Below are 26,515 nucleotides of genomic sequence, written 5' to 3'. Positions count from 1 at the left end.
CATGAATTTCGTTTTCTATACGCATTCCCTTGTCTCAGATTGGAACCATGGAAACGCACATTTCCTGCGCGGCGTGATGAAGGACCTGATCCGACGCGGGCATTCGGCCAAGGCGCTGGAGCCGCAGGCCTCCTGGAGCCGCGACAATCTAGTGGCCGATCAGGGCGCGGAGGCTATCCAAACCTTCCATCACATATTTCCGCAATTGCGCTCGGAGCAATATGATTCTAACTTCGATCACGAGGCGGCGTTGGAAGATGCAAATATCGTCATCGTCCACGAATGGACAGAGCCAGCGATTATCGCCCATATCGGGAAAATCAGACGCGATGGTGGAAGGTTTCTGCTGCTCTTCCACGACACGCATCATCGAGCGGTGTCGGCGCGCGAGGAAATCGCTGGTCTTGATCTTACCGATTATGATGGCGTTCTTGCCTTCGGCGAAACATTGCGCCAGCGTTACCTCGACGCTGGTTGGGGCAGGCAGGTTCAGACCTGGCACGAGGCGGCGGATGATACGCTTTTCAAACCGTTAGAAACAAACCACGCTGAAAAAGACCTGATCTGGATCGGAAACTGGGGCGATGATGAACGGTCTGCTGAAATCGTCGAATTCTTGATCAAGCCGATCAGGGACTTGCAGCTCAGCGCAACCGTCAGGGGCGTTCGCTATCCCGCTCACGCACTGGATGCGTTGCGTCGGGCCGGCGTCGACTATAGCGGCTGGATCGCGAACGCGGAGGTGCCGAAAGCTTTCGCCCGGCATAAGGCGACCGTGCACATCCCGCGCCGACCTTATGTTGAGTCTCTTCCCGGCATTCCGACTATTCGCGTTTTTGAAGCATTGGCCTGCGGCATTCCGCTCGTTTCTGCGCCATGGCCCGATACAGAACAGCTGTTTCGCCCCGGAGAAGATTATCTCGTGGCGCGCAACGGCGACGAAATGAAAAAGAATCTGCATGCCATTCTTGGCGACCCCGACTTAGCTCGATCTTTGCGAAATAACGGACTCGAGACAATAGGCGCGCGGCACACCTGCCGGCACCGCGTCAGCGAGTTGCTTTCATTTGTGGACGAGCTGACCTCTTCGCCGAATCAATCACACGAGATTAAGGAGCCGGCAGAATGAAGATCGCATTTTATGGGTCCAGTCTGGTTTCAGCATATTGGAATGGAGCAGCGACTTATTATCGCGGCATGCTGCGCGCGCTTGCGGAAAAGGGCTATCGGATCACCTTTTATGAACCCGACGTCTACGACCGGCAGAAGAACCGGGACATGGAGCCGCCCGAGTGGTGCAAGGTTGTGGTCTATCAACCGACGCTGGATGCAGTAGAACAGGTTACGTCGGAAGCAAGTCAAGCCGACATCGTAGTCAAAGCCAGCGGCGTCGGTTTCGAAGATGATACGCTGCTCGATCGCCTGCTGCATCATGCGCGCGCAGACGCCCTGAAAATCTTCTGGGACGTGGATGCACCAGCCACCCTCGCGGAACTACACGCATCGGCTGAGCATCCGTTGCGCAAGGCGTTGAAAACGCTAGATCTTGTATTGACCTATGGTGGGGGCGAGCCGGTGGTTGATGCTTATCGTACGCTGGGGGCAAAGAACTGCATTCCAGTCTACAACGCGCTCGATCCGGAAACCCATCATCCCGTCTCCCCCGATCCGGCCTTTTATGCCGATCTCGCCTTTCTCGGCAATCGGCTGCCTGATCGTGAGGCACGGGTCGAGGAATTCTTCTTGAAGCCCGCTTCGTTACTGGAGGAGCAAAACTTTTTGCTCGGTGGCTCCGGTTGGGAAGATAAGGCGAAGCCACAGAACGTGAGCTATATCGGACACGTCTCCACGACGAAGCACAACGCGTTTAACTGCACACCTAAAATCGTGCTTAATATTTCGCGCGACAGCATGGCGCGCAATGGCTTTTCGCCAGCCACGCGCGTCTTCGAAACAGCTGGAGCGGGTGGATGTCTCATCACGGATTTCTGGGAGGGGATTGAGCTTTTTCTTCAACCGGACGAAGAAATTCTGGTTGCGCGCGACGGCAAGGATGTCGCTGAAATCATGGCCTCTCTGTCGCCACGCGACGCAGCGTTGATCGGGCACCGGGCCCGCGATCGCGTGCTTTCGGAGCACACTTATACGCATCGCGCTGATCAGGTTGACGCGATCTTTCGCACCTACGCAGAAGGCAGGGCGGAGGCAACGCAATGACTGGGAAACTCGATATCGTCATTTTCGGGCTATCATTGTCCTCATCGTGGGGTAACGGTCACGCCACGACCTACAGAGCACTGCTACGCGGCCTGGACACGCTTGGTCATCGAGTGCTTTTCCTCGAACGGGACGTGCCATGGTATGCAAGCCAGCGCGATCTACGGCAGCCTGATTTCTGTGAACTCGTTTATTATGACGATCTGAACGACGCGCTCGCCACTTACCGAACAGCGATTGAGACAGCCGACGCCGTCATCATCGGTTCATATGTGCCGGAGGGTGTTACCTTGATCGATCGCGTCGTGGCGCTCCGACCGCGACAGCTTTGCTTCTATGACATTGACACGCCGGTTACCTTAGCCAAGCTCGACAGAGGTGATGAGGAATATCTGGCAAAACGGCAAATAGCCTTCTTCGACACCTATTTCTCCTTTTCCGGTGGAGCAGTTTTGCGCCGGCTTGAAGGGGATTATGGAGCGCGCCAGGCTGCCGATCTCTATTGTTCGGTCGACGCCGAGAAATACAAGCCGATGGATGAGCCTCTTAGCTGGGACCTCGGCTATCTCGGCACTTATAGTCCCGATCGCCAACCGGCGCTGGAAAAGCTCTTGATCGAACCGGCGCGGCGCTTACCGGAAAAGCGTTTCGTGGTGGCCGGACCACAATACCCGAACGACATAAACTGGCCGCAGAATGTCGAGCGCATCGAGCACCTGGCCCCGGATCGGCACCCCGCTTTCTACAGCCGTCAACGCTTTACGCTGAACATCACGCGGGCCGACATGATCGCGGCTGGTTGGTCACCCAGCGTTCGTCTCTTCGAGGCAGCTGCCTGCGGGGTGCCGATCATCAGCGACTGGTGGCAAGGGCTGGACGAAATTTTCGAGACCGGCAAAGCACTTCGGGTTGCGCATACGACGGAAGATGTCGTCGCAACCTTGAGCAACATGCCCGATGAAAGGCGGCAAGCGATCGCTGATGCGGCAAGCGATATCGTGCTGCGCCATCATACCGGCCTAGCCCGCGCAAGCCAGCTCGCCGCGACCATCGCCGCCAGACAGATCCAGCACGCGTGAGGATAGACATGCTTCAAAGTGTTGAACGGAAAAATATTCTCGTAGCAGGCGGAGCAGGGTTCATCGGCTCCCATCTTTGCGACTTTCTTCTCAGTCGCGGTGATTATGTCAGCTGCGTCGACAGCTTTATCACCGGCTCAAGACAAAACATCCAACCGCTCATGAACCATCCGCGATTTCGGCTGATTGAAAAAGACATTTCCGACTTCGAAGATTTCGACGAACCGATTCAACAAATCTATAATCTGGCGTGCGCAGCCTCGCCTCCGCAATATCAGGCCGATCCCGTTCATACGATGATGACCTGCGTCAATGGAACGGCGATCTTGCTTAAGGTTGCCGAACGGCGGAGGGCGCGGTTTCTGCAGGCGTCCACCAGCGAGGTCTATGGGGATCCCTTGCAGCACCCGCAGCAAGAGGCTTACTGGGGCAATGTCAATTGTACAGGCCCGCGCGCCTGTTACGACGAAGGCAAGCGGGCATCTGAAACCTTGTGTTTCGATCTGTTAAGGCTAGGTCGCGTGGACGCACGCGTGGCGCGTATCTTTAACACATACGGGCCGCGTATGCAGCGCAATGATGGACGCATAGTCTCCAATCTCGTCGTACAGGCGCTTGAGGGCCGGCCGTTGACCATATACGGAACAGGTCAGCAGACACGCTCCTTCTGCTATGTCAGCGATCTCGTGGCTGGTCTTGTCCAACTGATGGACGCCTCACCGAATCCACAATCCCCCCTAAATCTCGGTAATCCCGGCGAATTAACGATCCTCGAGCTCGCGCATCTCGTGCTCGATATGATACCCACCTCCTCTGAAATCGAATTCCGGCCCTTGCCACAGGACGACCCAACGCGGCGACGCCCAGATATTACGCGTGCAAAACAAGTCCTGAACTGGTGTCCTGCAATTCCCTTACATGAAGGCCTTCGCCGCACCATCGAGTGGTTTGCGACGACATCTGGAGAAATGCCGCAAGAAGAGAGCGTTCTGTCATGAATGTTGCAGACAGACAGTTCAAACTGAGGAGGAGCATTGAAGAACTCGGTCCCTGGTTCCAAAATTTGAAGCTCCACGGGATCGAGACTGCTCCGGACCATTTCCTCGGCGATTATCCCGCGTTCAAGTGGCGGGGATTCCAGCACGTCCTTCCGGATGATCTGGAAGGGCGCAGCGTTCTCGATGTGGGGTGCAATGCCGGCTTCTACAGTATCGAAATGAAGCGGCGTAACGCCGGGCGTGTAGTCGGCATCGACAGCAATCCGAAATATCTGCGCCAGGCGCGGTTCGCAGCTGACGAGCTTGGCATGACCGACATCGAGTTCCGCCAGCTGTCGATCTACGATGTTGGCCAGATCGGCGAACGCTATGATCTCGTCATCTTCATGGGTGTGCTGTATCATTTGCGTCATCCGTTGCTTGCGCTCGATCTTCTTTCTCAACACGTTGTCGGAGATCAGATGTTGTTCCAATGCTTGCAACGCGGCGACGAGCGCGTCCCGACGCTAAACGAGAATTACGATTTCTCAGAATGGGCGATTTTCGACAAACCCGAATTCCCGAAGCTGTTCTTCATCGAAAACAGCTATTCCGGGGATCCTTCGAACTGGTTTATCCCCAATAAAGCCGCCGTTGAAGCCATGCTGCGCAGTTCCGGATTTCGAATTCTGGATAACCCGGAGCGAGAAGTCTTTCTTTGCGAAAAAACGGGAGAACCCATGGCAGAACACTGGCTCTAAGCCGTCGAGGAACTTTGCAGGGACCTTCTTGTTTGAGCGCGATAACCGCAATCGAACGAGGCAAGCTATGAGCAGTTCCGAGACTACGACGGATCATGAAGCGATTCGCAAATGGGCAGAAGCACGCGAGGGGCGACCGGCCGTCATACGTACTGGCGGCGAAGGTGGTGTTCTCCGTATCGACTTTGGAAAGCCCGAGAAAGAGCTGGAAGAAATCGACTGGGAAGAGTTCTTCACGATATTTGAGGAAAGTCAGCTCGCGTTTCTATATCAGGAAAAAGTGGAAAGCGGACAACTCAGTCGTTTCAACAAGTTCGTAAACCGAGCCTAGCGAAATGATTAAATGTTCCTGATCGCTATCTCGCGACTTCTCAAATCACTTACGATTATTCCCTACATTGGAGATGAATGATGCGACCGCTCATTCTCGTTATCGGCATTTTAATTTTATTTGGCGGTGCTATGATTTTACTGAACAGAAACGGCGCCGACGGAGACGAAGTGCCGCAAGACAGTGCAAACCCTCATGCCATCCAGCAAGAATAGCGAGTGACAGCCGAGCGAAACAGGGGAAAGCCCTACAGGTACAGGATCTGTTATGACGACATTCACAGGACTATTATTTGGAATAATCGCCCTTATCATAACATTGATGGGCGGCTGGCTGATCGCGCTGGGCGGGAGTCCAGCCTATCTCTTTCTTGGCTTGGCCATTCTTCTGACGGCTTGGCTTGTCTTGCGCAGAAGTGGAGCAGCTACCGTCGTTTTCTCGATTACTCTCGTTCTCTGGCTTGGCTGGGCAATTTGGGAGGTCGGATTCGACTGGTGGAAACTGGCGCCTCGCGGCGGTCTCGTCGTCTTGATGGCCATATGGCTGTGGTTGCCGTTCGTACGTAACCGTCTGGTCGGCACATACGACACAGCGCCGGAACGAAGGGCAGGAGGAACTTCCGGCTTGCCGCTCGCGGCAGCGATCCTGCTTAGTATCTGTGCCGCCGCATATTCCATGTCTCAGGATCCGACACGCATCGAGGGCGAATTACCTGGCAAGCGTATTGCGAACGAGCCTAACACCGGAAACCCTGTCCCTCCGGGTGAGTGGCACCAGTACGGTCGCACCAATTACGGCCAGCGCTGGTCTCCGCTTGATACAATTACACCGGAAAATGTAGCACAACTGGAAGAAGTCTGGCGCTATCAGACAGGTGACGTGAAACGCCCTGACGACGTATCGGAGACGACATACCAGGTCACGCCGCTGAAGATCGACAACAGACTTTATCTCTGTACTCCTCACAATATAGCTATCGCGCTCGACGCCGCCACCGGCAGGGAGGTTTGGCGGTACGATGCACAATCCGGAATGAACCCGGATCGCCAACACCAGACCTGCCGTGGCGTAACCTACTGGGATACGGGTGCCGCGCCCGCCACGGAGGGCCCAGCCTGCGTGCAGCGGGTATATATGCCGACTGCCGATGCTCGGCTTCTCGCACTCGACGCAGAAACGGGAGAACTCTGCACCAGCTTCGCCGAAGGCGGAACACTGCGCCTGGAGCGCGGTATGCCTTATAATCCGGCAGGCTATTATTATTCAACCTCCCCACCTGTTGCCGTCAATGGCTTGCTCATTATAGGCGGCGCTGTGAATGACAATTTCTCCATCTATTCGCAATCGGGCGTAATCCGCGCCTATGACATTCTGACCGGCGAACTCCGCTGGAACTGGGACAGTGGCAACCCGGACGATACGGCCCCCATCAACGTGGAGGCAGGCGAAACCTACACAGCGAATTCGCCGAATAGCTGGTCGGTCTTCTCCGTCGATGAGCAACGCGGCCTAGTCTACATTCCGCTTGGAAATCAGGTGCCGGATCAGTTGGGCATGGGGCGGTCACCGGCAGTGGAAGAGCATTCTTCCTCCATTGTTGCCCTCGACGTGAATTCCGGCCAGCGACGCTGGGTCTTCCAGACGGTGCACCATGATCTCTGGGACATGGACGTTCCCGCACAGCCAGTTCTCATCGACCTTGAACGGGATGGACAGACCTTGCCGGCACTGGTTGGTCCGACCAAGCAGGGCGACATCTACGTGCTTAACCGCGAGACGGGTGAGCCTATTCTTTCCGTCAGCGAAGAGCCGGCACCGGGCGGAGCCATCCCGGAGGATTTCACTGCCCCGACTCAGCCGACCTCGGCGCTGACCTTGAAACCCGAACCCTTGCGGGAACGAGACATGTGGGGCGTATCGATCTTCGATCAGCTTTACTGCCGCATCCAGTTTCACCAGCTCAAATATGAAGGTCGCTATACTCCGCCGTCGCTCCAGGGAACGATCGTGTATCCCGGCAATTTCGGCACATTCAACTGGGGCTCTGTCGCAGTCGATCCCGAACGCCAGGTCATGTTCGGTATGCCGACCTATCTGGCCTTTACCTCTCGCCTCGTGCCCCGCGCCGACATCCCGCCAAAAGAAGAGGGGGAAACTGCGAGCGAACAAGGCCTCAATCGAAATGAAGGGGCGCCGTACGGCGTCGTCATGGGGCCATTTCTCGGTCCTCTGGGCATACCGTGTCAGTCCCCGCCATGGGGCTATGTTGCAGGTGCCGATCTGACTAACGGTCAGGTCGCATGGATGCACAAGAACGGCACGGTACGCGACATGTCTCCCGTACCGCTCCCCATCAAGATGGGTGTACCAGGGATCGGAGGCCCGATCATCACCCGCGGCGGGGTCGCGTTTCTCGGGGCTGCCGTCGATGATTATTTGCGCGCTTACGATTTGACCACTGGTGAGCAGCTTTGGCAGGCGCGTCTTCCGGCGGGTGGCCAATCTACACCGATGACCTATGAGCAGGACGACAGACAATATGTGCTCATTGTTGCCGGCGGTCACGGTTCAGTCGGAACGAAACCCGGAGACTACGTGATCGCGTACGCCTTGCCGGAATAATCAGGTCAGCAGAATGAACGGCATCTGCTGCGGATTGCGGTGGGTGCCGTTCTGCATCGCGGGTCGAATTCAAGGAACTATGCACAGGAAGCTCTGTTCGGACGTAAATCCAACCGAGGAGAGTTTCATGTTCTTTCGAACAAACCAGTTCCAATACAACGCCAAGCCGACCAAGCCCGACCCGATCTTTGCCAAGCAGCTGCAGGAAGTGCTTGGGGGGCAGTGGGGCGAAATCAGCGTCATGATGACTTACTTGTTCCAGGGGTGGAACTGCCGTGCCGCGCCAAAGTATCGTGACTTGATCATGGACACTGGCACAGAGGAAATTGCTCATGTCGAAATGCTGGCGACCATGATTGCGCGACTACTCGAAACGTCACCTGTAGACGTTCAGGAGAACGCTGCGAAAAATTCCGCCATTGGGGCAGTACTCGGCGGCTCGCGCATGGAAGATGTCCTGGTTGCGGGGATGAACCCCCAGCATGCGATCGTCTCTGGGCTTGGCGCAACGCCGACCGACAGCAACGGCTATCCGTGGAATTCACGCTACACCGTCGCCTCGGGCAATCTGATGGCCGATTTTCGCTTCAACGTCACTGCGGAGTCGCAAGGTCGGCTTCAGGTTTGTCGACTTTACGAAATGACGGACGATCCGGGCGTTCGCGATATGCTTTCCTTCTTGATTGCACGCGATACCATGCACCAGAATCAATGGCTGGCCGCTATTTCCGAACTGGAAGAAGATGGCGTCGAAGGACCGCTCGTTCCAACGAGCTTCCCCGTGGAAAATCAGAAATCGGACGTCGCCTATCAATTCATGAATTTTTCAGGCGGCGAGGAAAGCAAGGAAGGTCGGTGGGCGAAGGGACCGTCGATTGATGGCATGGGTGAGTTCGAATATGTCGCGGAGCCCAGGGCCATGGGCGAGGTGGTAGAGGAAATGAACCCCGCTGATCCGCTTATGCACGGGACGCCGAAAAAGCCGATACAGCCCCAATCCACCTAACTAACCCTCCGAATTACAATAGGGCTCCCAGGAAGGTGAACACCGGCCTAGGTCAACATGTCTTGGGGGCTTCAGTTCAAGAGATTATCCCAGAGGGAAAGACATGGACATGACAGGTGCTGCCCAATAAAATCGAATGCAGTATCGCCCGCAGCGGATCGTTCCGCAGCTCGGCGGCCATTCCGGCTGGTCAGAAGGTCAAATGCGACGATTTCTCCCGTCATTATCAGCTCTTCACGCCTTTGATGCATCGGCGCGGTATCTCAGTTTCACCCGGGCTGCGGATGAACTAGGCATAACGCAGAGCGGCATCAGCCGTCAGATCAAAAAGCTTGAAGAGTTCTTGGGAGTAACACTTTTTCATCGATCGGGGACACGGCTTGTTCTCACCGAAATCGGGGCAGCCTATTATCGAGATGTTGCGCAGGAACTCGATCGGCTTCAGGAGGTAACCATCGATGCCGTACGCGGTCGATCAGCCGACACGTCGCTCCTGCTTGGCACGCATCCGACAATTGCGGCGCGCTGGTTACCAGAGAGACTTGGCTCCTTCATTCAGAGTTATCCCGACATTCCACTCGAGGTTCAAAGCATCGAGTCAAATACCGATTTCGAGAAGACACGCATCGACATTGCGATTCTCCGCGGGGTAGGACAATGGCTGCACGTGCGCTGTTTCGAACTTTTTGCCGAAGAGCTCGTCGTCGTGGCCGCGCCCCAGCTTATTCCGGCCGGTACAAGCTATCCACCCTCGGATTTCGCAAAATTTCCGTTGTTGCAAAATGCGGGGCAGCCAAGCCTTTGGCTACATTGGCTGCGTCTCTCCGGCATCAGTCACGCGGGTCGAATACAAGGAACACGTTTCGCTTATTATGATATGGTAATAAATGCCGCGGTGCATGGGCTTGGGCTGGCTCTTGTGCCTACATTTTATGTTCGACGTGAATTGGAGCGTGGCGATCTGCACGCGCCTTTCGGCCCACCGGTCGCGTCGGGGGAATCCTATTTCATTGTCTATCCGGAACGGAAAATCCCATCAATCGAGTATAATTCTCTTCCGAGATTGGTTGCTAAGACATTTTCGCGAACGCCGGCTTCCGACCCACGATCTTTTATTGCCATAACGGAGAAGACGCCGATCAGCGCTTCCTCTGCGGCCAGATTAAAAATAGCGGACCTCTTCAGCCTCGACGCTCAACGGATTTTTGCCGCGCTTCGCAAGCCAGGAATAAACCGGAGGCACGCGATCTGCGATGGACTCGACATGTATGTCGATGAAGCAGGGACCACTTTTATAGGCAAATGCTTCGCCCAGAGCCGCGTCCAGTTCCTCTGCATTCTTGGCGGTCCACGCTTTCAAGCCAAAGGCTTCAGCGATTGCCTGTCCCTTCGGCGGTGTGAAGTCTACGCCAAAGCATTGATTGTGCCCGCGCAGTCGATGAAGACCCTTGATCCAACCAAATGTACCATTGTTGAAAAGGAGCAGAATCGCCGGAACCTGCAAGCGGACCAAGGTTTCCAACTCGCCGACAGTCATGCCAAAGGAGCCATCGCCAAACATTCCAATCGGACGACAGTTTTTGTTGGCAAACCACGCGCCAACCGTTGCTGGTAGCGCGGACCCTAAACCGCCGAAAGCACGCGGAATTGCGATCTGGGTGTTGCTGTCCTTCAGCTTCAGAAAACGCGTCATATGCGGCGTTGGGGTTCCTGCATCCGAATAAATCAAGGCAGATTGTCCGGAAGTGTCGAGCGCCTCGTTAAAACAACGGACAGCGCGTTCCGGACGTAAGGGCAATGCGCTTGAGCTTAGCAGTTCCTCTGCATTCTCCCAGAAAGAAGCACGCAAGTCGTTGAGCTGATCGATCCAGTCTTGCGTGTGGGAGCTATCTTTGTTCACATCGACTATGCCGGCCATCTGCCGTAGCACGAGCTTGGCATCACCGGTGACAGACAGCACGTTCTCATAATTGTTGGCCATGATCTCCGGATCAATATCAATTTGAGCTACCCGCTTGTTGAGGGTAATTTTCGGAAACGTCCAACCGATCGTCACGACGGAACCCATTCTAGAGCCGATGAACAGCACGAAATCGGCATGTTCGAGTGCCCAGTTTGCATGGGGATGGAAACCATTATCGCCGATCACCCCCACAGCAAGCCGATGATTGTCCGGCATGGTTCCTTGACCCGTCATCGTGGTACAGACGGGGATGTTCAGGAGTTCAGCGAGTTCCGTGACTTCCCGTCCGGCGCGAGAGCGGTTCACGCCACCACCCGATACAATCAATGGTCGCTTGCTCGAACGCAGGAGCGAGATGAGCTGTTCGAGTTTATGCGGCTCCGGCAGCGTTGGAAACGCGGGAAATTCGCGGCACTCCTCTTCGACGTGAAGTGAAACACGTCTTGGATCTACTTCGGCAAGAAGCATGTCTTCCGGAATTTGCAAATGAACTGCACCCGGCTTGCCCGAACAAGCGACGCGAAATGCGCGACGAATGATTTCGGGTAGCTTTTCCGGTGATTTAACCTGTACGGACATCTTGGTGATCGGATCGAACAGGCGGGCGCAATCAAGTTCGGTCAGAACGCCGCGCCCTTCTCCCGGAAGGGGAATGTCTATCGTCAGGAGTATCACCGGAACGGATGATGAGTTTGACTCGGCAACGGGCGGCAGCGAATACATGGCACCGGCGCCTGATGGACATTCGAAAACGCCGGGTTTGCTCGTAAAACGACCATAAGCATCGGCCATGTAGCCAGCCGAACGCTCATCGCGCGCCATGACATGTCGAATACGTTCTTCCTTCTGCTGCAGAGCTTCATAGAAGGGAACATTCGTGTCACCCGGAACGCCAAAGACAACCTCAACGCCATATCCGATCAGCATTTCCACTAAGATATCCGCACCACGCATTTATACTCTCCCGTAACTTCGACAGGGGCATCCAGACCTGCCCGAGGCTGGGAGCGAGGCCCAGCAACCGAAACTTCTAAAATTTCTCGCTTACCTGAACCGTCCGGGTGAGAACGCGACGTTGATGGCGTCGTGCCCCCTCCCTGAGATGAGATCGGCAACAATCCGTCCAGTAGCCGGTCCACTGGCGAAGCCAATGTGGCCGTGACCGAAGGCGAAAATGATGTCCTGAGAGCGATTCGAATAGCCGATGACCGGCAGGCCGTCTGGCGTCGACGGTCGATGCCCCATCCACCGCTCAATCTTCCGCTCATCCGTTTCCAAGGCTGGATAGGCTTTTCTCGCGTGGTTGAGGAGAATATCGACCCGGCGCCAGTCGGCCAGTGCATCGACGTCAGCCAGCTCTACCTGACCGGAAAGGCGCAAGCCATTGTTGGTCGGCGTATTGGCCATCTTGCCATCACTTGGCATGATAGGGCATTTCAGGTTGATTGACGGACATGTGATAACGCAGTGATAACCACGCTCCGCTTCAAGTGGGATTCGATCACCCGCCTGTGCTGCGAGGCTTTTCGAGCGGATGCCCGCCGCAACCACGGCTTGATCACAGTCGATACGCTCGTTCTCGCCGGTGATTATGCCGACCAGCTTCTCGTTCTCAAATTGAAAATCTCTGGCGCTATCCCGGACGAATTTGGCGCCAAGTTGAGCACAAGAGTCAGCGATTGCAGAGAGATAGCGGGCGGGATCAAGACAATGACTGCCATTCTGGATCAGAATGCCAAATTTGTAGCGATTAGCGAGAGTGGGCTCGTACTCATGCAGCACCTCGTGTTCAAGCTCTCTCCAGGTCACGCCGTTAGCCTTGCGTAAATTCCAGGAAAGTTCTTCGGCCTCGAACGCTTGACGGTCTGGAAAGACGTAAAGAAGACCATCTTGGTGGATGAGCGCTTCTTCACCAACATCTTGCGCGAGCTGCCGATGACGTTCCGGACCGTCTCGCAAGAGATAAGACAACGCGTGAGCGGTACGCTCGACCTTGGCTTTCGTGGCACCGGCCAGTATGAAGCGAACCAGCCATGGCAGCAGTCTTGGCAAACTTTTCCAGCGGATCACCAAAGGGCCGGTTGAATCAAGCAGATAGCTCGGCACTTTCTTCCACAGGCCGGGCATCGACATCGGTACAATGGACGCCGGGCTGATCCAGCAACCATGGCCATAGCTCGCGCCATGCTTTCCACCGGGGCTTTTGGGGTCCAGGATGGTCACGGTGTGACCAGCCTTCAACAGTTCATAAGCCGAGCAAAGGCCTATGATACCGCTTCCGATCACCGCAACTTTTTTAGAACCCATAGACATACCGCATTCCCGAATTTCGACAAAATGAAGCCTGTCCCGTCCCGACGCTCCGAAACGGATCAGAAATTTTTCTGGTTTGTGAGTTGACTGACCTTATCGTTCAGCCAAGATTCTGGCGTTGCCCCGTAAAGAGGCTTCGCTGATTTTAATACCTAAGCCTGGACCGTCCGGAACCACGACGTGCCCTTCCTCGTTGCCGACCCGCTCTTCCAGGACGTCTTCTGTCAGCACATGATGCGGCATGTAAAATTCGCATCCAAGTGACATGCCGGGTGCGGCCGCGATAAACTGCGTGCCCGCCGCCAACGCGATCCCGCCTTCCCAAAGCGTGCCGCCATATGCTGGAAGGTGGGCCGCGTCGGCTATTGCCATCAAAGCCTGAGCTTTGAGAATGCCCCCGGCCTTCATGAGCTTTACCGATATGGCATCGGCAGCCGTTAGGCGAATGACTTCCATCAGGTCACGCGCGTCGAAGCAACTCTCATCCGCAAGAATTGGCGTATCGAGGTCACGCGCGAATGAGGCCATCGCCATCAGACAATCACGCGGCACGGGCTGCTCAATGAAAGTCGGGCGGAACTGATCGACATCACGCAAGATCGAAATTGCGCCAAACGGTTTCAGTGCCTGATTATAGTCGAGCCGGAGATCAATCTTATCGCCAAATGCGTCGCGCATGGCCTGAAGATGCGCCATATCCTCGGCATGAGATTTAACACCCGTCTTCACTTTGAAGATCCTGTGTCCACCTTCCACCATGATCTTCATTCGACGCATATCTGCATCGAAATCCGGATCGGCTATAGAGAAGGAGAGCGGGATTGTATCCCGCACACGCCCACCTAAAAGATCGGCAATCGATAGTGCGCATGACTTTCCGAGGATATCGAACATAGCGGTTTCGACAGCAAGCTTTGCTTCACTATGCCCGACAAGCGCCTTGTCCATTGTTCGCGTCAGTTCACGGATACGATTGACAGGCGCACCTATGACATGCGCGCGCAAATAGACATCGATCGCTGCGAAGGCGGCTTCGGAAGTTCCTGTGAAGACTTCCCACGGCGCTGCTTCCCCCCAACCGACAATACCGTTGGCCGTTGTCAACTCAAGAAGGACACGCTTCACTGTCCCCTTGATATTTCCGACCCCTTGCAGTCGCGCCATCTTGATCGGACTTTCGATGAGGAAGAGTCTGAGGCGTTCAATGCGATCCATCTTGATTTCCATCGTAAGTATCTGCGTTGGTCAAACGAGCCTGTGGGCTTTGTGGAAGTGACTGAGGAAAGATCTGGTCGCTTCCATCGCCGGGTTGTCGATCGTTTCGCGCGCTGGACCTTCTTCAACGACGTAGCCATCGCGCATAAAGATAACGCGATCGGCGACGTCCCTCGCAAAGGCGATTTCATGCGTGACGATAACCATCGTCATGCCGCCGCTCGCCAATTTCTGCATGATCTGCAAAACCTCGCCCACCAGTTCCGGATCGAGCGCGGACGTAGCTTCATCAAACAACATTACCCTCGGTTCCATGGCCAGTGCGCGAGCAATTGCTACACGCTGCTTCTGACCGCCAGATAGGGTCTCGGTTCCCTGCTGCGCTCTGTCGTCCAGTCCGACTCTTTGAAGCTGTGCCATCGCCAAATCACGGGCTTTAGCTTTGGGCATACGTCGCACTTGAACGAGCGCTTCCATCACATTCTCAATCACGTTCATATGTGGAAAGAGATTGAAATTCTGGAAAACCATACCAGTCTGCGCACGAAATGCTGCCAGTGAGCGGGAGCCGGGCGCGGTCGTCCCTTGGCCGAACCTGAACGATTTCTCTCCGACGCGTATACTACCATCGTCTGGTTGAACAAGGAGGTTAAGGCAGCGCAGCAAAGTTGACTTTCCTGAACCGGAAGGACCGATCAACGCGACCACACCGCCATGTTCGACGCTTAGATTGATATCCTTCAAAACATCGAGTTTTCCGAAGCTTTTTCTGAGCTGCGTTACTTCTATCATCGGAGTGCTCGAAGTCATCGCTTCTCTCCGTTTTTCCGTTCGCGATGGCGTACAAAAAGCGTTAGCGGGAAGAGGATCATGAAATAGGCGACAGCCACGGCGGTGTAGGTCTCAAGCGGTCGGAAACTATCATGGGCGATCATCTGACTCTGATAAACGAGGTCGGGAACCGCCAGAACTGAGACAAGAGAGGTATTTTTGAATTGCAAAATTGATTGATTCATCATCGCGGGCATCATGCGCCGCAAGGCCTGTGGAAGCACGATGCGACGCATGGTTTTCGCAGGCGTCATACCAAGCGCCGCCGCTGCCTCCGATTGCCCCGGATCTATTGAAACAATGCCGCCGCGGATAATCTCGGCGTAAAACGATCCGCCATAGAGAGATAGCGCCAAGACCGAAGCCGTCATCGGCGTCATCTCTACGCCTGCCAGGATTGGCAGGGCGTAGTAAAACCAGATCAGCTGAACCAGGATCGGTGTGCAACGAAATACTTCGATGAAGCCAAGCGAGACGACCCGCAACAATCTGTAAGGAGACAGGAGACAGATCGCGGAAGTCAGACCGACGGCCAGTCCACCGAATACGATCGCGGCGGTGAGGGCAATGGTCATGCCCATTCCCTGCAGTAAAAGCCATCGGTAATCCCAAAGGAGCGCGAAGTTCCACTCGTACATCTTTAACAAGTCTCATAAGAAATGGGGCTGCACGGGGCGAATGTCCCGCAGCGTGGAAATCAGATCTCGAAGTCGTCAGGAAGATCCGTTTCCTTGACGCCGACCAATTCCATGTTCTTGATGATGGTCGACTTGATGAAACCGCTTTCGCGATGTTCGGAAATCCATTTGTCAACAAATTCACGCCAGGAGGCATCGTCTTCACGGCGAAAGCCAGCGTTGGAAGTAGTGAAATCGAGGGGGGTGGGCATCACGAGATCGCCAATCGCCGGGTTCTTCGCAACAAGGCTGAGAGCAAGGACTAGAACCAGGCACTGTGCGTCAGCACGCCCGGACTGCAGCGCTGCCGTGGCATCGCTTGCCGTCTTCAACCGCGATATCGTAGCGTTGGGTGCATGGCGCCCCATCGCTGAATCGTGAGAGGAGCCGGCGTCGACCGCGATCCGAATATTCGACTTATTGAAATCCTCCCAGCTTTTAGCCTCCAAATCCTTACGCTTGATCATCGTGAAGGCGTTCTTGAAGACCGGACCAGAAAAATCGATGACCTTTTCCCGCGCAGGGGTGGGGTTCAGGCCAAAGAAGACGTCAATCTTCTGAGATTGCAGATCGAGGACGGAATTGCCCCAGGTGGTCTCCGTAATCTTCAGCTTGACACCCAGATCGTCAGCAAGCTTCTGACAAATATCTATATAGAAGCCGCGCCACTGACCATCCGTCAGGCTTTTCTGATAATAGGGTGCACCGTCCGCGACGCCGCCTATGCGCAATTCCCCCGAGGATTTGACCCTCTCCAGCGAGCTAGCCGCCCGCACTTGGGTGGTCGCAAACGGCATCAATGCAGATGCTACGACACCGAGTCCCGCGAATTTGTTGAAGGTACGTCTATTGATCATCTTGTTCCCCTGTCATTTTTATCGTCAGCACTTGCGGCACGACTGAGCGCGCTAAACGCTTTTCAGATGGCGCTTCAGGCAGCAGCCATTACCCTAGACTCCTGCTTCACTCACTGTTCCTCTCGGAGAGAAGCATGATCGAGTCATTCATGGCCCACCCCTGGCCAAAGAAAAAACGACAAAAGAGGGGTCTTGCATGACTTTTAGTCATACCCCGATCGTTCCCCCTTGAAATGCCGCTATTTGCTCACGAAAGACCGTTGATTTTGAGCACGCACTTCAAGCCAGGCAACAAGCCGCACCATCGGCCAGAGAAGGGCGATATAGATGATTGCAGCGCCGATCAGGGGCGTCGGGTTCGCCATCAAGGCTTGAGTATCATTCGCCTGCTTGAGCAGGTCAGGCATCGCCACGACCGAGGCGAGAGCCGTGTCTTTCATGATCGAGACACAGTTTGATGTATGGGGAGGAATGACGATCCGCATGGCTTGCGGCAGGATGACTTTGCGCATTGTAAGGAAGAACGACAAGCCCAGTGCACTGGCAGCCTCGAACTGCCCGCGCGGGATTGCCTGAATACCCGCACGCAGAACTTCTGCGGTGAACGCCGCAAGAACCAGGCTGAGCGCGAGCGCTGCGGAAGTGAAGGACGAGAAGCGTATGCCGACGAAGGGCAGGGCGTAGTAAATAAGAATAAGCAGAACCAGAACCGGCATTGCTCGCAATATGTCGATATACCCTACAGCAAGCAGCCGAAAAAATTTGGGGCCGTACAACCTGACAAGACAAATGCCCACACCCAACAGTCCGCCACAGATGATGGCGGTTATCCCGAGCAGAAGCGTATTGCCAAGGCCACGCAGCAATATGGGAAAAGAACGAACAAGAATGTCCCAGTTGAAGAACGTGTCGATCAGTTCCATGATTTCACTTTCATCGATATTGTGGCTGCCGCAGAGAAAAGAAGCCAGCCACAAGAGGCTGGCTTCCAAGCACCGGTGAGCACTCGTGCTACTGTGCCTTCGGCAGATCCGACGGCGTCACCGTGCTCGTGTCCGGGGTGGGTTCAACGCCGAACCACTTCTTGTGGATGCCAATCATCGTGCCGTCCTGCTTCATTTCCGTCAGAGCGGCGTTCACCTTCTCTAGCAGGGGATGATCCTTTTTCATCATCATCGCGAAGCGTTCACCGGTAGGAATCCGCACCAGGATCTTCAAGCCAGGCGTTTTAGTCATCGCATATTGGAAACCAGCCAGTTCACCCGCACCGCCGTCGATACGTCCGTTTCGAACGTCGAGAAGGAGGTCCTGCTGGGCGGAATAGCTGGTGACGTTGCCGATCCCGTATTTCTCGCGATTTTCTTCCGCCCACTTGGCGCCGGTCGTCGCCGCCACCACGCCAATCGTCTTGTCCTTCAAATCTTCCAGGGACGCTATGTCGGAGGCTTCTCTTCCAACTATAGTTCCATCGCTGTCATAGTAGGGCTGCGTGAAGGACTGTGTCTGAAGACGGTCATTATTGATGGAAATCGAAGAAACCGCACCATCAATGCGACCGGAACTCGTGGCGGCAAACAAGGCCTGGAAGCCAAGGTCGGAAATTTCCAGCTCCATCCCGAGGCGCTTGACAACCTCTTGTGCAACGTCAATCTCAAAGCCTTCGAATTGACCTCGCTCGTTCTTGAACTCCCAGGGCGGGTTGGATGGATAGGCCCCGAGGACAAAGGTTTCAGCCTTCGCTCCGAGAGTGGCCATCGATACCAGCAGGGCAGAGGCGAGTAAGGTTCCGAATTTAAGCATGCGTAGGCTCCCGAAAATGCCCCCGATGCAATTCTTCTGCATTATTCGGGGTGTTCCTGCGCCTAATATGATGCGAGAGAAAACGCCTTGTCCAATGAAATCTTGATCAAATGATACTTTTGCGAAAAGGTCGATTCGTGGAAACCCACGCGCGTGAATGCCCGCAGAGGGCGGCTCCAGAGGGAGTCTCGGCGCGAAGCTTTGAATATCAGGTCTTCAGAAAGGAATTTTAGATGGCAGGTGCCACGCTTTCAAAAGTATCAACACGCTTCACCCTGCAGGATGGCGTGTACGAGCAGTTGCAGCAGGCACTGATGTGGGGACAATTCGAGCCCTCTCAAGCGATAACGATTTCCTCTCTCGCCTCTGAGTTCGGTACCAGTCACATGCCGGTACGAGAAGCACTGCGACGGCTCGCCGCCGAAAAAGCGCTTGAAATTGGCAGCAATGGATCGGCACGCGTCCCCGCAGTCTCGCGCGAGAACCTCGACGATATATGTCTTGCACGGCTATCGCTCGAAGGAACAGCCACGGAAGAAGCCGCGAAACAGGCAACAGTAGAACAGATAAATACGGCCGAAGCGTTGTCGAAGGAGCATGCCCGTCTCGGTGATGCGGGCGACGTTCTGGGGATGCTGCGCAAGAACCAGGAATTTCACTTCGCAGTCTATGAGATGTCGGGATCGAAAGTCCTCCATCAGTTGATTCTGATGCTCTGGCTTCGCTTCGGCCCTTACATGCGATTATTGTCCGATCATGTGGAGCGAGAGATCCAGAACGGGAAGACAGACGATTTCGAACGCATTCACAGACAGATCATTACTGCGCTGCGCGAAGGAGACGCAAAGCGTGCTCGTGCCATGATGCGCGAGGACATTCAGACGACCCGTGACCTGATCCGCACGCTACTCACTCCCGCCGGGTCTGTGATGCGCGGCTAAATACATGCAAACTCAGCCGGCGTGGTGGGACATATTTCACGCAAGGCTCCACAACAGCGCGTGGATCTCCAGGGGCACATGCGCATTTGATCAAAATTTACTTGCACATGCAGCTATTTCCCTTATCCTCCCAATCCAAGTCGCCAAAAGGCGAGAACTATAAAGTGGGAACGATAGGGAGTTTGCCCCATGTTGCGGCAGCACACAGTAATTTCACGCCTTGAATCCTGGACGCCATCAAAAACGCGGGCCCGCGCGGGAATCGCATCGGTGGCCCTGGCCGCAATGGTCGCTGCGATGGGAGTCTCCACAGGCTCGGCGAACGCGGCCGAGTTTAAGTTTGCTGGCCCGCTCGATGCTTATACGCTGGACCCACATGCGGTTTCCAATACCCTCATTTTCGCGGTTCTAAGCAATGTTTATGAGCCCTTGGTTCGCCGTAATGCCGAACAGAAACTCGAGCCCGCACTAGCGACCGAATGGAAGCAGATCGATGATCTGAGCTGGGAGTTCACGCTGCGCGAGGGCGTAAAATTCCACAATGGCAATCCCTTCACAGCTGACGATGTGATCTTTTCCCTGACCCGCGGCAAGGCCGGTGGAATCAAGTCGAACATCGCGTCCATGGCGTCGATCGAGAAGGACGGGGATTACAAGGTAGTCATCAAGACGATTGCTCCCAATCCGATCCTGCCGAACCAGATCGTCAACTGGTTTATCATGGACGAGGAATGGGCGGAGGAGAACGGCGCCGTCGCCCCTGGTTCCGCCAATAACAGCACCGAAACCTACGCCAATCGGAACGTGAATGGCACCGGCCCCTATAAGATCAGCTCCCGTGATCCCGGCGTTAAGACGATTTTCGAAGCAAATCCGGATTGGTGGGACAAGCTTTCGGGCAATGTCGATAAGGCCACCTTCTTCATTATTCCCAATCCTTCCACGCGTGTCTCAGCGCTCCTTTCCGGGGAGGTTGACATGATCGAGAGCGTGCCACCGCAGGATACCGGACGCATCGACCAGACGACCGGCTTCCGCGTTCAGGCCGGCAATGATCTGCGAACAATTTATCTCCAGCCGGACGTGGCGCGCGACGAACTGATTTTCGGGAGCGTCAAGGACAAGAACCCGTTCAAGGATGTAAAAGTTCGCAAGGCCATGCAGCTGGCCATCGACACCACGGCGATTCAAAAACGGATCATGCGAAACTATTCGACCCCGATCGGAACGCCGATCGGCATAGAAGTCGCAGGCAACACGTCCGAACTGGCCACGCCGGTTGCAGCCGACGTCGACCAGGCAAAGGCGCTGATGGAAGAGGCAGGTTATGGCGAAGGCTTCGCCGTAACGCTGGATTGCACCAATGATCGCTTCATGAACGACGAGGCAACCTGCCTTGCAATTGCAGCATCGCTGGACCGTATCGGAATTAAGGTCACGCCACGTGCGCAGACCACGAGCCAGTGGGCAAAACAGGTCAATCCGCCTGAATACAATACCAGTTTGGCACTTCTCGGCTACTCGCCCTTTACATACGACGCGCATATTTTCATGACGTCGATCGCGACGACACGGGATCCAGAAAAAGGTTTGGGCTCCTTCAATATTGGCGGTTATTCCAACCCGAAGGTCGACGAGTTGATCGTCGCCAGCGGCAAGGAAACCGATCCTGCCAAACGCACAGCCCAGATTGGCGAGGCCTTGCAAATCATCAAGGATGATGTCGGCTTCATTCCGATCCACCAGTTGAAGCAGCTCTGGGGTGTCCGCGACGGGGTTGAAGTGGTCCAGCCTGCTGATCTCGGCTACCCGTTGCGCTATTTCAAGGTTGCCGAATAATGGCGACTGCGACTGTAGAAAGACATCTGGCCGATTTGATCGCGTTCCCGACTGTAAGCGCAGAGTCCAACCTTGCTCTACTCGACCATGTGGAGACTGTGGCAGCGCCATTTGGCGCGCGCTTCCGTCGTTTTCCTAATCCGGAAGGCACAAAAGCCAATCTTCTTGTTTCCATCGGACCGGAAGAAAAAGGCGGTATTGTCTTTAGCGGCCATACGGACGTCGTGCCTACAAAAGGGCAGGCGTGGAGCGGGGACCCATGGGTGCTGCGTCAGCAGGAGGAGCGCCTCGTCGGCCGGGGCGCAACGGACATGAAGGGCTTCCTGGCATGCTGTCTTGCGGCGCTTCCAGCGCTGAGTGCTCGTATGCTCGAACGCCCGGTTCATCTGGCCTTCTCATATGACGAAGAGGTCGGATGCACCGGCGTCGGCTCGATGGCTGAATGGCTGGGACAGGAGCACGTGCGGCCCAGTCTTGCCGTTATCGGCGAGGCGACCGGAATGGACATGATTTCGGCCCATAAGGGTGGCCTGATCGGATGGACCCGCATTATCGGCAAACCGGGACATTCCTCCCAACCGGATCGCTACGTCAATGCCGTCATGGCAGCCGGTGAAATGATCGCAGAAATCAATCGCATCCGTGACGATATGCGTAACGGCCCGCAGTTCGAAGGCCTTGATCCTCCTTATTCAACGATCCAGGTCAATCAGATCAGCGGTGGCCTGCACGGTAACATCGTTGCTGAAGCTTGCGAATTCTTCTGGGAAATGCGGATCATTCCCGGCGAAAGCGATCTCGCTGTGCTTGACCGCATGCGGGATTTTGCGCGCGAGAAGATCGAACCCGCCATGAAGGCGGTCGATCCTGAGTGCGGCATCCGTTTCGATGTCCAGGCACGCATTCCGGGGCTGAAACCGACGAATGATGCCACGCTTGAGACCGATCTTCTCGGCCGCTTGGGCAAAGTAGCTCCTCGCGCCGTACCCTACGGGACAGAAGCAGGCATTTTCCAGAATGCCGGTATTCCTTCGGTCGTCATCGGACCAGGCGATATCGCCGACGCGCATCAGCCTGACGAGTCCATCGCGATCAGCGAACTGAAATCATGCGTCGCCTTTCTGGAAGATTTGGGCGACCGCTGCTGCTGAGTGAATAGCCATGTTGTCATACACAGCCTCACGCATTGGCCAGACCTTGCTGGTTTTGCTTATTATCAGCTTTATCGCCTTTTTGCTGGTGGCCAATCTCGGAGATCCGCTCGGCTCGCTGCTGAGCGCGGACGCGACGGTTGCGGAGCGTGCTGAGCTGATCAAACAGCTCGGCCTCGACCAGCCAATGCTAACGCGCTTCGCCAGTTTTCTTTCTGACCTTCTGCAGGGCGATCTTGGAACGTCTTATCGAACACAGGAACCGGTCTCGAAACTGATCGGCGAACGGCTACCCGCAACGGTGGAACTGGCGGTGGTAAGCCTGATCTTCACAATCATCATTGCCATCCCGGCCGGCATCTATTGCGGCGTGAAACCGAAGTCGCCCCTGGCGCGAGGCATCATGCTCTTTTCGATTGCCGGCATCACCTTGCCAAACTTTGTCATTGGCATAGCGCTTATTGTCATCTTCTCCGTTCAGCTGGGCCTCCTGCCGTCCTTCGGGCGCGGTCAGACCGTCGAGCTAGGCTTCTGGGCCACCGGCTTGCTGACAAAATCGGGCTGGCAGGCCATCATCCTGCCCGCGATCACGCTGTCGACATTCCAGATCACCTTCATCATCCGCATGCTGCGCACACAGCTGATGGAGGTTGGCCACAGCGAACATATTCGTTTTGCGCGCGCACGTGGCATCCCGGAACGCACCATCTGGTTTCATTACGCGATCAAGAACACGCTCCTGCCGATCATCACCATGCTCGGCCTACAGCTTGGCAATATCATCGCTTTTTCCGTCGTGACCGAAAACGTCTTCGCCTGGCCTGGCCTCGGGTCACTTTTCCTCCAGTCGATTCAGGCCGCCGACATTCCTGTCATCGCAATCTATCTGATCTTTGTCGGCGCGGTGTTTATGGTCATCAATCTCTTCGTCGAGCTTTGCTACCCACTGATTGACCCGCGCGTCCTGAGGAGAAGGTCATGACTTCCATTCCGCTCCATACGCCGGCCTCAGCGACACGGAACCGCCGGAATAGCTTTCTCAAAGCGATGTTCAGCGCGCCGGCGGCTACATTCTCTGCGATCATTCTCGTAGCGTTGTTTGCCTACGCTATCCTCCTGCCATTCTTCGCGCCAAACCCGTTCGAACTGTCCGGCATGTCAGTACTCGATGCCTTTACGCCACCAATCTGGATGGATGGGGGCAACCCGGATTTTCCGCTAGGTGCCGATGACCAGGGCAGAAACCTGTTGACTGCAATGGCGTATGGGCTGCGCACTTCGATCATGGTGGGCGCGTTCTCCGTGCTGATCGGCCTTGCACTCGGCGGAACGCTTGGCCTGATCGCCGGCTTCGTCGGCGGGCGTATCGACAACCTGATCATGCGTGTCGCGGATGTCCAGCTCGCTTATCCGGCCCTGCTTTTGGCAATGATTATCGATGGCGCGTCACGTGCGGTCCTTGGCAGCGATCGCAGCGTCGCCGTCTCCATTGCCATTGTCGTTACATCGATTGGTATCGCGTTCTGGGTCCAATATGCCCGCACGATCCGCTCCTCGGTCATGATCGAACGGGATCAGGATTACGTCGCCGCAGCCAAGATCAGCGGGCGTAGCAACACGGGCATAGTTCTTCTGCATATTCTGCCGAACGTCATGGCGCCAGTTCTGGTCATTGCAACGATCAATCTTGGTATTGCAATTATCACCGAGGCGACGTTGAGCTTCCTCGGCATCGGCCTACCCGTCACAACAGCCTCGCTCGGCACGCTTATCCGCAACGGCAACAATTTTCTGCAGTCAGGGGAATGGTGGATTTCGATCTGGCCTTGCGTGCTCCTGGTGATTTTCGTGGTCGCTGTCAATGTGCTCGGAGATCATCTTCGCGACGTCTATAACCCCAAGCTGAAAGGCCGTTCGTGATGCAGCCCTCACTTCTGGAAGTACGCGATCTCACGGTGACGCTGCGGCGGGACGACAATGCGTTGACTGCCCTGGACAGGGTTAGCTTCGATGTCAAGAAAGGAGAAGTGCTGGGAATTGTGGGCGAGTCCGGTGCGGGCAAGTCCATCACCGGCTCTGCGATCATCGACCTGCTCGTTCCCCCGCTACGGCGAACCGGCGGCTCTATAAGCCTCAATGGCGAACGGCTCGACATACTGTCTTCCCGCGCCATGCGCCACGTCCGCGGCGGGAAGGTGGGCTTCATCTTTCAGGATCCCATGACGTCGCTCAATCCGGTAATCTCGGTTGGTCGCCAGTTGATGGACACAATACGTGCGCATCTCAAGCTCGATCGGACACGCGCGCGCAAACTTGCGATAGAATGGCTGGATCGGGTCGGGCTTCCAAACCCGGAATTACAGGTCGATCGTTATCCCCATCAGCTATCAGGAGGCATGCGCCAGCGCGTCGTCATAGCGCTCGCACTCTGCACCAATCCCGCGCTCGTCATTGCCGATGAGCCGACCACGGCGCTCGATGTCTCCGTACAGGCGCACATTCTACAGCTGCTGCGTGATCTTCACCGTGAAACCGGGACGGCCATGATGCTTATTACGCACGACCTCGGGGTAATTGCCAAGATGGCGGATCGTGTAGCTGTCTTCTATGCGGGCCGCATAGCGGAGATCGCGCCTGTATCGCAGCTATTCGCAAATCCGAGGCACCCCTATACGCAGGGACTCATTCGCGCCACGCCGGATATATCGGATGCTGGTGAAATAGAGCTGACGCCCATTCCGGGTTCAATGCCAGGCATCGGGGCGCTGCCATCCGGTTGCGCTTTTAATCCACGCTGCTTCAAGGCGCAAACCGACTGTCGGGGGATTGTCCCTGCTCTGTCTGGAGACGAAGTATCGGCGTTCGCCTGTCACCATCCTCTCGAAAGGGAGCTGCCGCAATGAGCACGGATGTCATTTTGAAAGTCGCTCATGTCAGCAAGGTCTATGGCCAACAACAAAGGCTGATCGACAAGCTGAAGGGGCAACCCGCACAAGGTGTGCGTGCTGTTTCCGATGTCAGCTTTTCGATCGTCCATGGCCAAACCATGGGGCTGGTAGGAGAAAGCGGTTGTGGAAAGTCCACCATCGCGCGCCTGGTATCGGGACTCGTGCAGCCGACGGAGGGGCAGATCGAGCTCGCAAGCACTCCTGGCAAGACGGTTCGACCGCGTCTGCAAATGATCTTTCAGGACCCCTTCACCTCGCTGAACGGCCGCTGGACGATTGAGCGCTCGATAGCCGAACCGATTATCGTTCACGGCTTGCGCACCAGCAAGGCAGCCATTCGCGCACGTGTCGACGAACTGCTGGAAATGGTCGGTCTTTCCTCCGGGGATAGAGAAAAATATCCGCAGGAGTTTTCCGGTGGGCAGCGCCAGCGCATTTGCATTGCCCGTGCGCTTGCAGGCGAACCTGACTTCCTGATCCTTGACGAACCGACCAGCGCGCTCGACGTCTCCGTTCAGGCTCAAGTTCTCAACCTCCTGCGCGACCTGCAGGCCCGGCTAAATCTGACGAGCCTTTTCATCACTCATAATCTGTCAGTGGTGCGGATCATGGCTGATCGGATCGGGGTCATGTATCTCGGCGAACTGGTCGAGGAAGCACCAGCTGCAACGCTATTCGAAAAGCCGCAACATCCCTACACACGCCTTCTGATCGATGCGGCACCAGGCATGGACGTCGAGGACCGGGCCTTGCACCCGATCCTTGGAGAACTGCCGAGCCCTTCATCGCCGCCACAGGGCTGCCGGTTCCACACGCGATGTCCTTTCGTTCAACCGAAATGCCGTACCGACGCGCCTGAGGCCCGCCCCCGTCCGGATGGAGGCATGTTCCGGTGCCATTTCAATCTCGAGCTTGGCCAGGGCGGCAAGGCCGCCGGTTCATCGCTTGCCAACGAACTGTCACTGTCCGCATAAACGCCAAAAACGA

The 26,515-nt window shown here is 55.7% G+C and carries 24 protein-coding genes and 1 pseudogene; 17 read left to right on the top strand and 8 right to left on the bottom strand.

Annotation, left to right across the window (positions count from 1 at the left end):
- The first annotated feature begins 1 nt into the window (after window position 1).
- The 10 genes and pseudogenes from IE151_RS09985 to IE151_RS09940 all read left to right on the top strand — a co-directional run.
- Window positions 2-1,129, top strand: a complete 1,128-nt coding sequence (locus IE151_RS09985; RefSeq protein WP_189489867.1) for a CgeB family protein — start codon at window positions 2-4, stop codon at window positions 1,127-1,129.
- On the top strand, window positions 1,126-2,217 hold the full coding sequence (locus IE151_RS09980) for a CgeB family protein (RefSeq protein ID WP_189489866.1): 1,092 nt from the start codon (window positions 1,126-1,128) through the stop codon (window positions 2,215-2,217). The genes IE151_RS09985 and IE151_RS09980 overlap by 4 nt, the downstream gene beginning before the upstream one ends.
- The gene (locus IE151_RS09975; protein WP_189489865.1) at window positions 2,214-3,296 is read left to right on the top strand and encodes a CgeB family protein; all 1,083 of its coding nucleotides are present in this window, start codon (window positions 2,214-2,216) and stop codon (window positions 3,294-3,296) included. Before IE151_RS09980 ends, IE151_RS09975 begins: the two co-directional genes overlap by 4 nt.
- 8 nt (window positions 3,297-3,304) lie before the next feature.
- Window positions 3,305-4,294: a UDP-glucuronic acid decarboxylase family protein gene (locus IE151_RS09970; RefSeq protein WP_189489864.1), complete on the top strand. Its 990-nt coding sequence runs from the start codon at window positions 3,305-3,307 to the stop codon at window positions 4,292-4,294.
- A complete protein-coding gene (locus tag IE151_RS09965; protein ID WP_189489863.1) occupies window positions 4,291-5,034 on the top strand; it encodes a TIGR04290 family methyltransferase in 744 nt (247 codons plus the stop codon). Before IE151_RS09970 ends, IE151_RS09965 begins: the two co-directional genes overlap by 4 nt.
- A gap of 67 nt (window positions 5,035-5,101) precedes the next feature.
- Entirely contained in the window at window positions 5,102-5,365 is a 264-nt protein-coding gene (locus tag IE151_RS09960) for a hypothetical protein (protein ID WP_189489862.1), read from the top strand.
- Window positions 5,366-5,442: 77 nt separating this feature from the next.
- Window positions 5,443-5,580, top strand: coding sequence for a hypothetical protein (locus IE151_RS09955; protein WP_189489861.1), 138 nt, complete (start codon window positions 5,443-5,445; stop codon window positions 5,578-5,580).
- A gap of 52 nt (window positions 5,581-5,632) precedes the next feature.
- Entirely contained in the window at window positions 5,633-7,987 is a 2,355-nt protein-coding gene (locus tag IE151_RS09950) for a glucose/quinate/shikimate family membrane-bound PQQ-dependent dehydrogenase (protein ID WP_189489860.1), read from the top strand.
- Between the two features lie 127 nt (window positions 7,988-8,114).
- Window positions 8,115-8,993 carry a manganese catalase gene (locus IE151_RS09945; RefSeq protein WP_189489859.1) on the top strand — a complete coding sequence of 293 codons (879 nt, stop codon included), beginning with the start codon at window positions 8,115-8,117 and terminating at the stop codon, window positions 8,991-8,993.
- Between the two features lie 136 nt (window positions 8,994-9,129).
- Window positions 9,130-9,963, top strand: a pseudogene (locus IE151_RS09940) (LysR substrate-binding domain-containing protein); the annotation flags it as partial.
- A 192-nt stretch (window positions 9,964-10,155) separates the two neighbouring features.
- Here IE151_RS09940 and IE151_RS09935 read toward each other — a convergent pair.
- The 8 genes from IE151_RS09935 to IE151_RS09900 all read right to left on the bottom strand — a co-directional run bounded on the left by IE151_RS09935 (window position 10,156) and on the right by IE151_RS09900 (window position 18,649).
- Window positions 10,156-11,910, bottom strand: coding sequence for a thiamine pyrophosphate-binding protein (locus IE151_RS09935; protein ID WP_189489858.1), 1,755 nt, complete (start codon window positions 11,908-11,910; stop codon window positions 10,156-10,158).
- 90 nt (window positions 11,911-12,000) lie between these two features.
- The gene (locus tag IE151_RS09930; RefSeq protein WP_189489857.1) at window positions 12,001-13,269 is read right to left on the bottom strand and encodes an NAD(P)/FAD-dependent oxidoreductase; all 1,269 of its coding nucleotides are present in this window, start codon (window positions 13,267-13,269) and stop codon (window positions 12,001-12,003) included.
- Between the two features lie 93 nt (window positions 13,270-13,362).
- The gene (locus tag IE151_RS09925; protein WP_189489856.1) at window positions 13,363-14,484 is read right to left on the bottom strand and encodes an enolase C-terminal domain-like protein; all 1,122 of its coding nucleotides are present in this window, start codon (window positions 14,482-14,484) and stop codon (window positions 13,363-13,365) included.
- Between the two features lie 30 nt (window positions 14,485-14,514).
- Window positions 14,515-15,294 carry an amino acid ABC transporter ATP-binding protein gene (locus IE151_RS09920; protein ID WP_280517245.1) on the bottom strand — a complete coding sequence of 260 codons (780 nt, stop codon included), beginning with the start codon at window positions 15,292-15,294 and terminating at the stop codon, window positions 14,515-14,517.
- Window positions 15,291-15,953, bottom strand: coding sequence for an amino acid ABC transporter permease (locus IE151_RS09915; protein WP_189489855.1), 663 nt, complete (start codon window positions 15,951-15,953; stop codon window positions 15,291-15,293). The genes IE151_RS09920 and IE151_RS09915 overlap by 4 nt, the downstream gene beginning before the upstream one ends.
- Before the next feature lie 59 nt (window positions 15,954-16,012).
- Complete coding sequence (locus IE151_RS09910) at window positions 16,013-16,849, bottom strand: transporter substrate-binding domain-containing protein (protein WP_189489854.1); 837 nt, start codon at window positions 16,847-16,849, stop codon at window positions 16,013-16,015.
- Window positions 16,850-17,088: 239 nt separating this feature from the next.
- On the bottom strand, window positions 17,089-17,772 hold the full coding sequence (locus IE151_RS09905) for an amino acid ABC transporter permease (RefSeq protein ID WP_189489853.1): 684 nt from the start codon (window positions 17,770-17,772) through the stop codon (window positions 17,089-17,091).
- An 88-nt stretch (window positions 17,773-17,860) separates the two neighbouring features.
- Window positions 17,861-18,649: an ABC transporter substrate-binding protein gene (locus IE151_RS09900; RefSeq protein WP_189489852.1), complete on the bottom strand. Its 789-nt coding sequence runs from the start codon at window positions 18,647-18,649 to the stop codon at window positions 17,861-17,863.
- 233 nt (window positions 18,650-18,882) lie between these two features.
- Between IE151_RS09900 and IE151_RS09895 the strand changes: the two genes are divergently transcribed.
- The 7 genes from IE151_RS09895 (at window position 18,883) to IE151_RS09865 (ending at window position 26,502) form a co-directional block, all read left to right on the top strand.
- On the top strand, window positions 18,883-19,590 hold the full coding sequence (locus tag IE151_RS09895) for a GntR family transcriptional regulator (RefSeq protein ID WP_189489851.1): 708 nt from the start codon (window positions 18,883-18,885) through the stop codon (window positions 19,588-19,590).
- Between the two features lie 270 nt (window positions 19,591-19,860).
- Window positions 19,861-21,429: an ABC transporter substrate-binding protein gene (locus tag IE151_RS09890; RefSeq protein WP_189489850.1), complete on the top strand. Its 1,569-nt coding sequence runs from the start codon at window positions 19,861-19,863 to the stop codon at window positions 21,427-21,429.
- Window positions 21,429-22,580: an acetylornithine deacetylase gene (argE, locus tag IE151_RS09885; protein WP_244636693.1), complete on the top strand. Its 1,152-nt coding sequence runs from the start codon at window positions 21,429-21,431 to the stop codon at window positions 22,578-22,580. Before IE151_RS09890 ends, argE begins: the two co-directional genes overlap by 1 nt.
- Before the next feature lie 10 nt (window positions 22,581-22,590).
- Entirely contained in the window at window positions 22,591-23,562 is a 972-nt protein-coding gene (locus IE151_RS09880; protein ID WP_189489849.1) for an ABC transporter permease, read from the top strand.
- A complete protein-coding gene (locus IE151_RS09875; protein ID WP_189489848.1) occupies window positions 23,559-24,500 on the top strand; it encodes an ABC transporter permease in 942 nt (313 codons plus the stop codon). Before IE151_RS09880 ends, IE151_RS09875 begins: the two co-directional genes overlap by 4 nt.
- Window positions 24,500-25,483 (top strand): ABC transporter ATP-binding protein, encoded by a 984-nt coding sequence (locus IE151_RS09870; RefSeq protein WP_189489847.1) that lies wholly within the window; start codon window positions 24,500-24,502, stop codon window positions 25,481-25,483. The genes IE151_RS09875 and IE151_RS09870 overlap by 1 nt, the downstream gene beginning before the upstream one ends.
- Window positions 25,480-26,502 (top strand): ABC transporter ATP-binding protein, encoded by a 1,023-nt coding sequence (locus IE151_RS09865; RefSeq protein WP_189489846.1) that lies wholly within the window; start codon window positions 25,480-25,482, stop codon window positions 26,500-26,502. Before IE151_RS09870 ends, IE151_RS09865 begins: the two co-directional genes overlap by 4 nt.
- Window positions 26,503-26,515 lie beyond the last annotated feature (13 nt).

Origin of the sequence: Limoniibacter endophyticus (assembly GCF_014652835.1) — a bacterium.
In the GTDB taxonomy this organism is placed as follows: Bacteria; Pseudomonadota; Alphaproteobacteria; order Rhizobiales; family Rhizobiaceae; genus Limoniibacter; species Limoniibacter endophyticus.
Note: the sequence above shows the minus strand (reverse complement) of the source record. Positions and strands in the feature narration are given on the sequence as shown.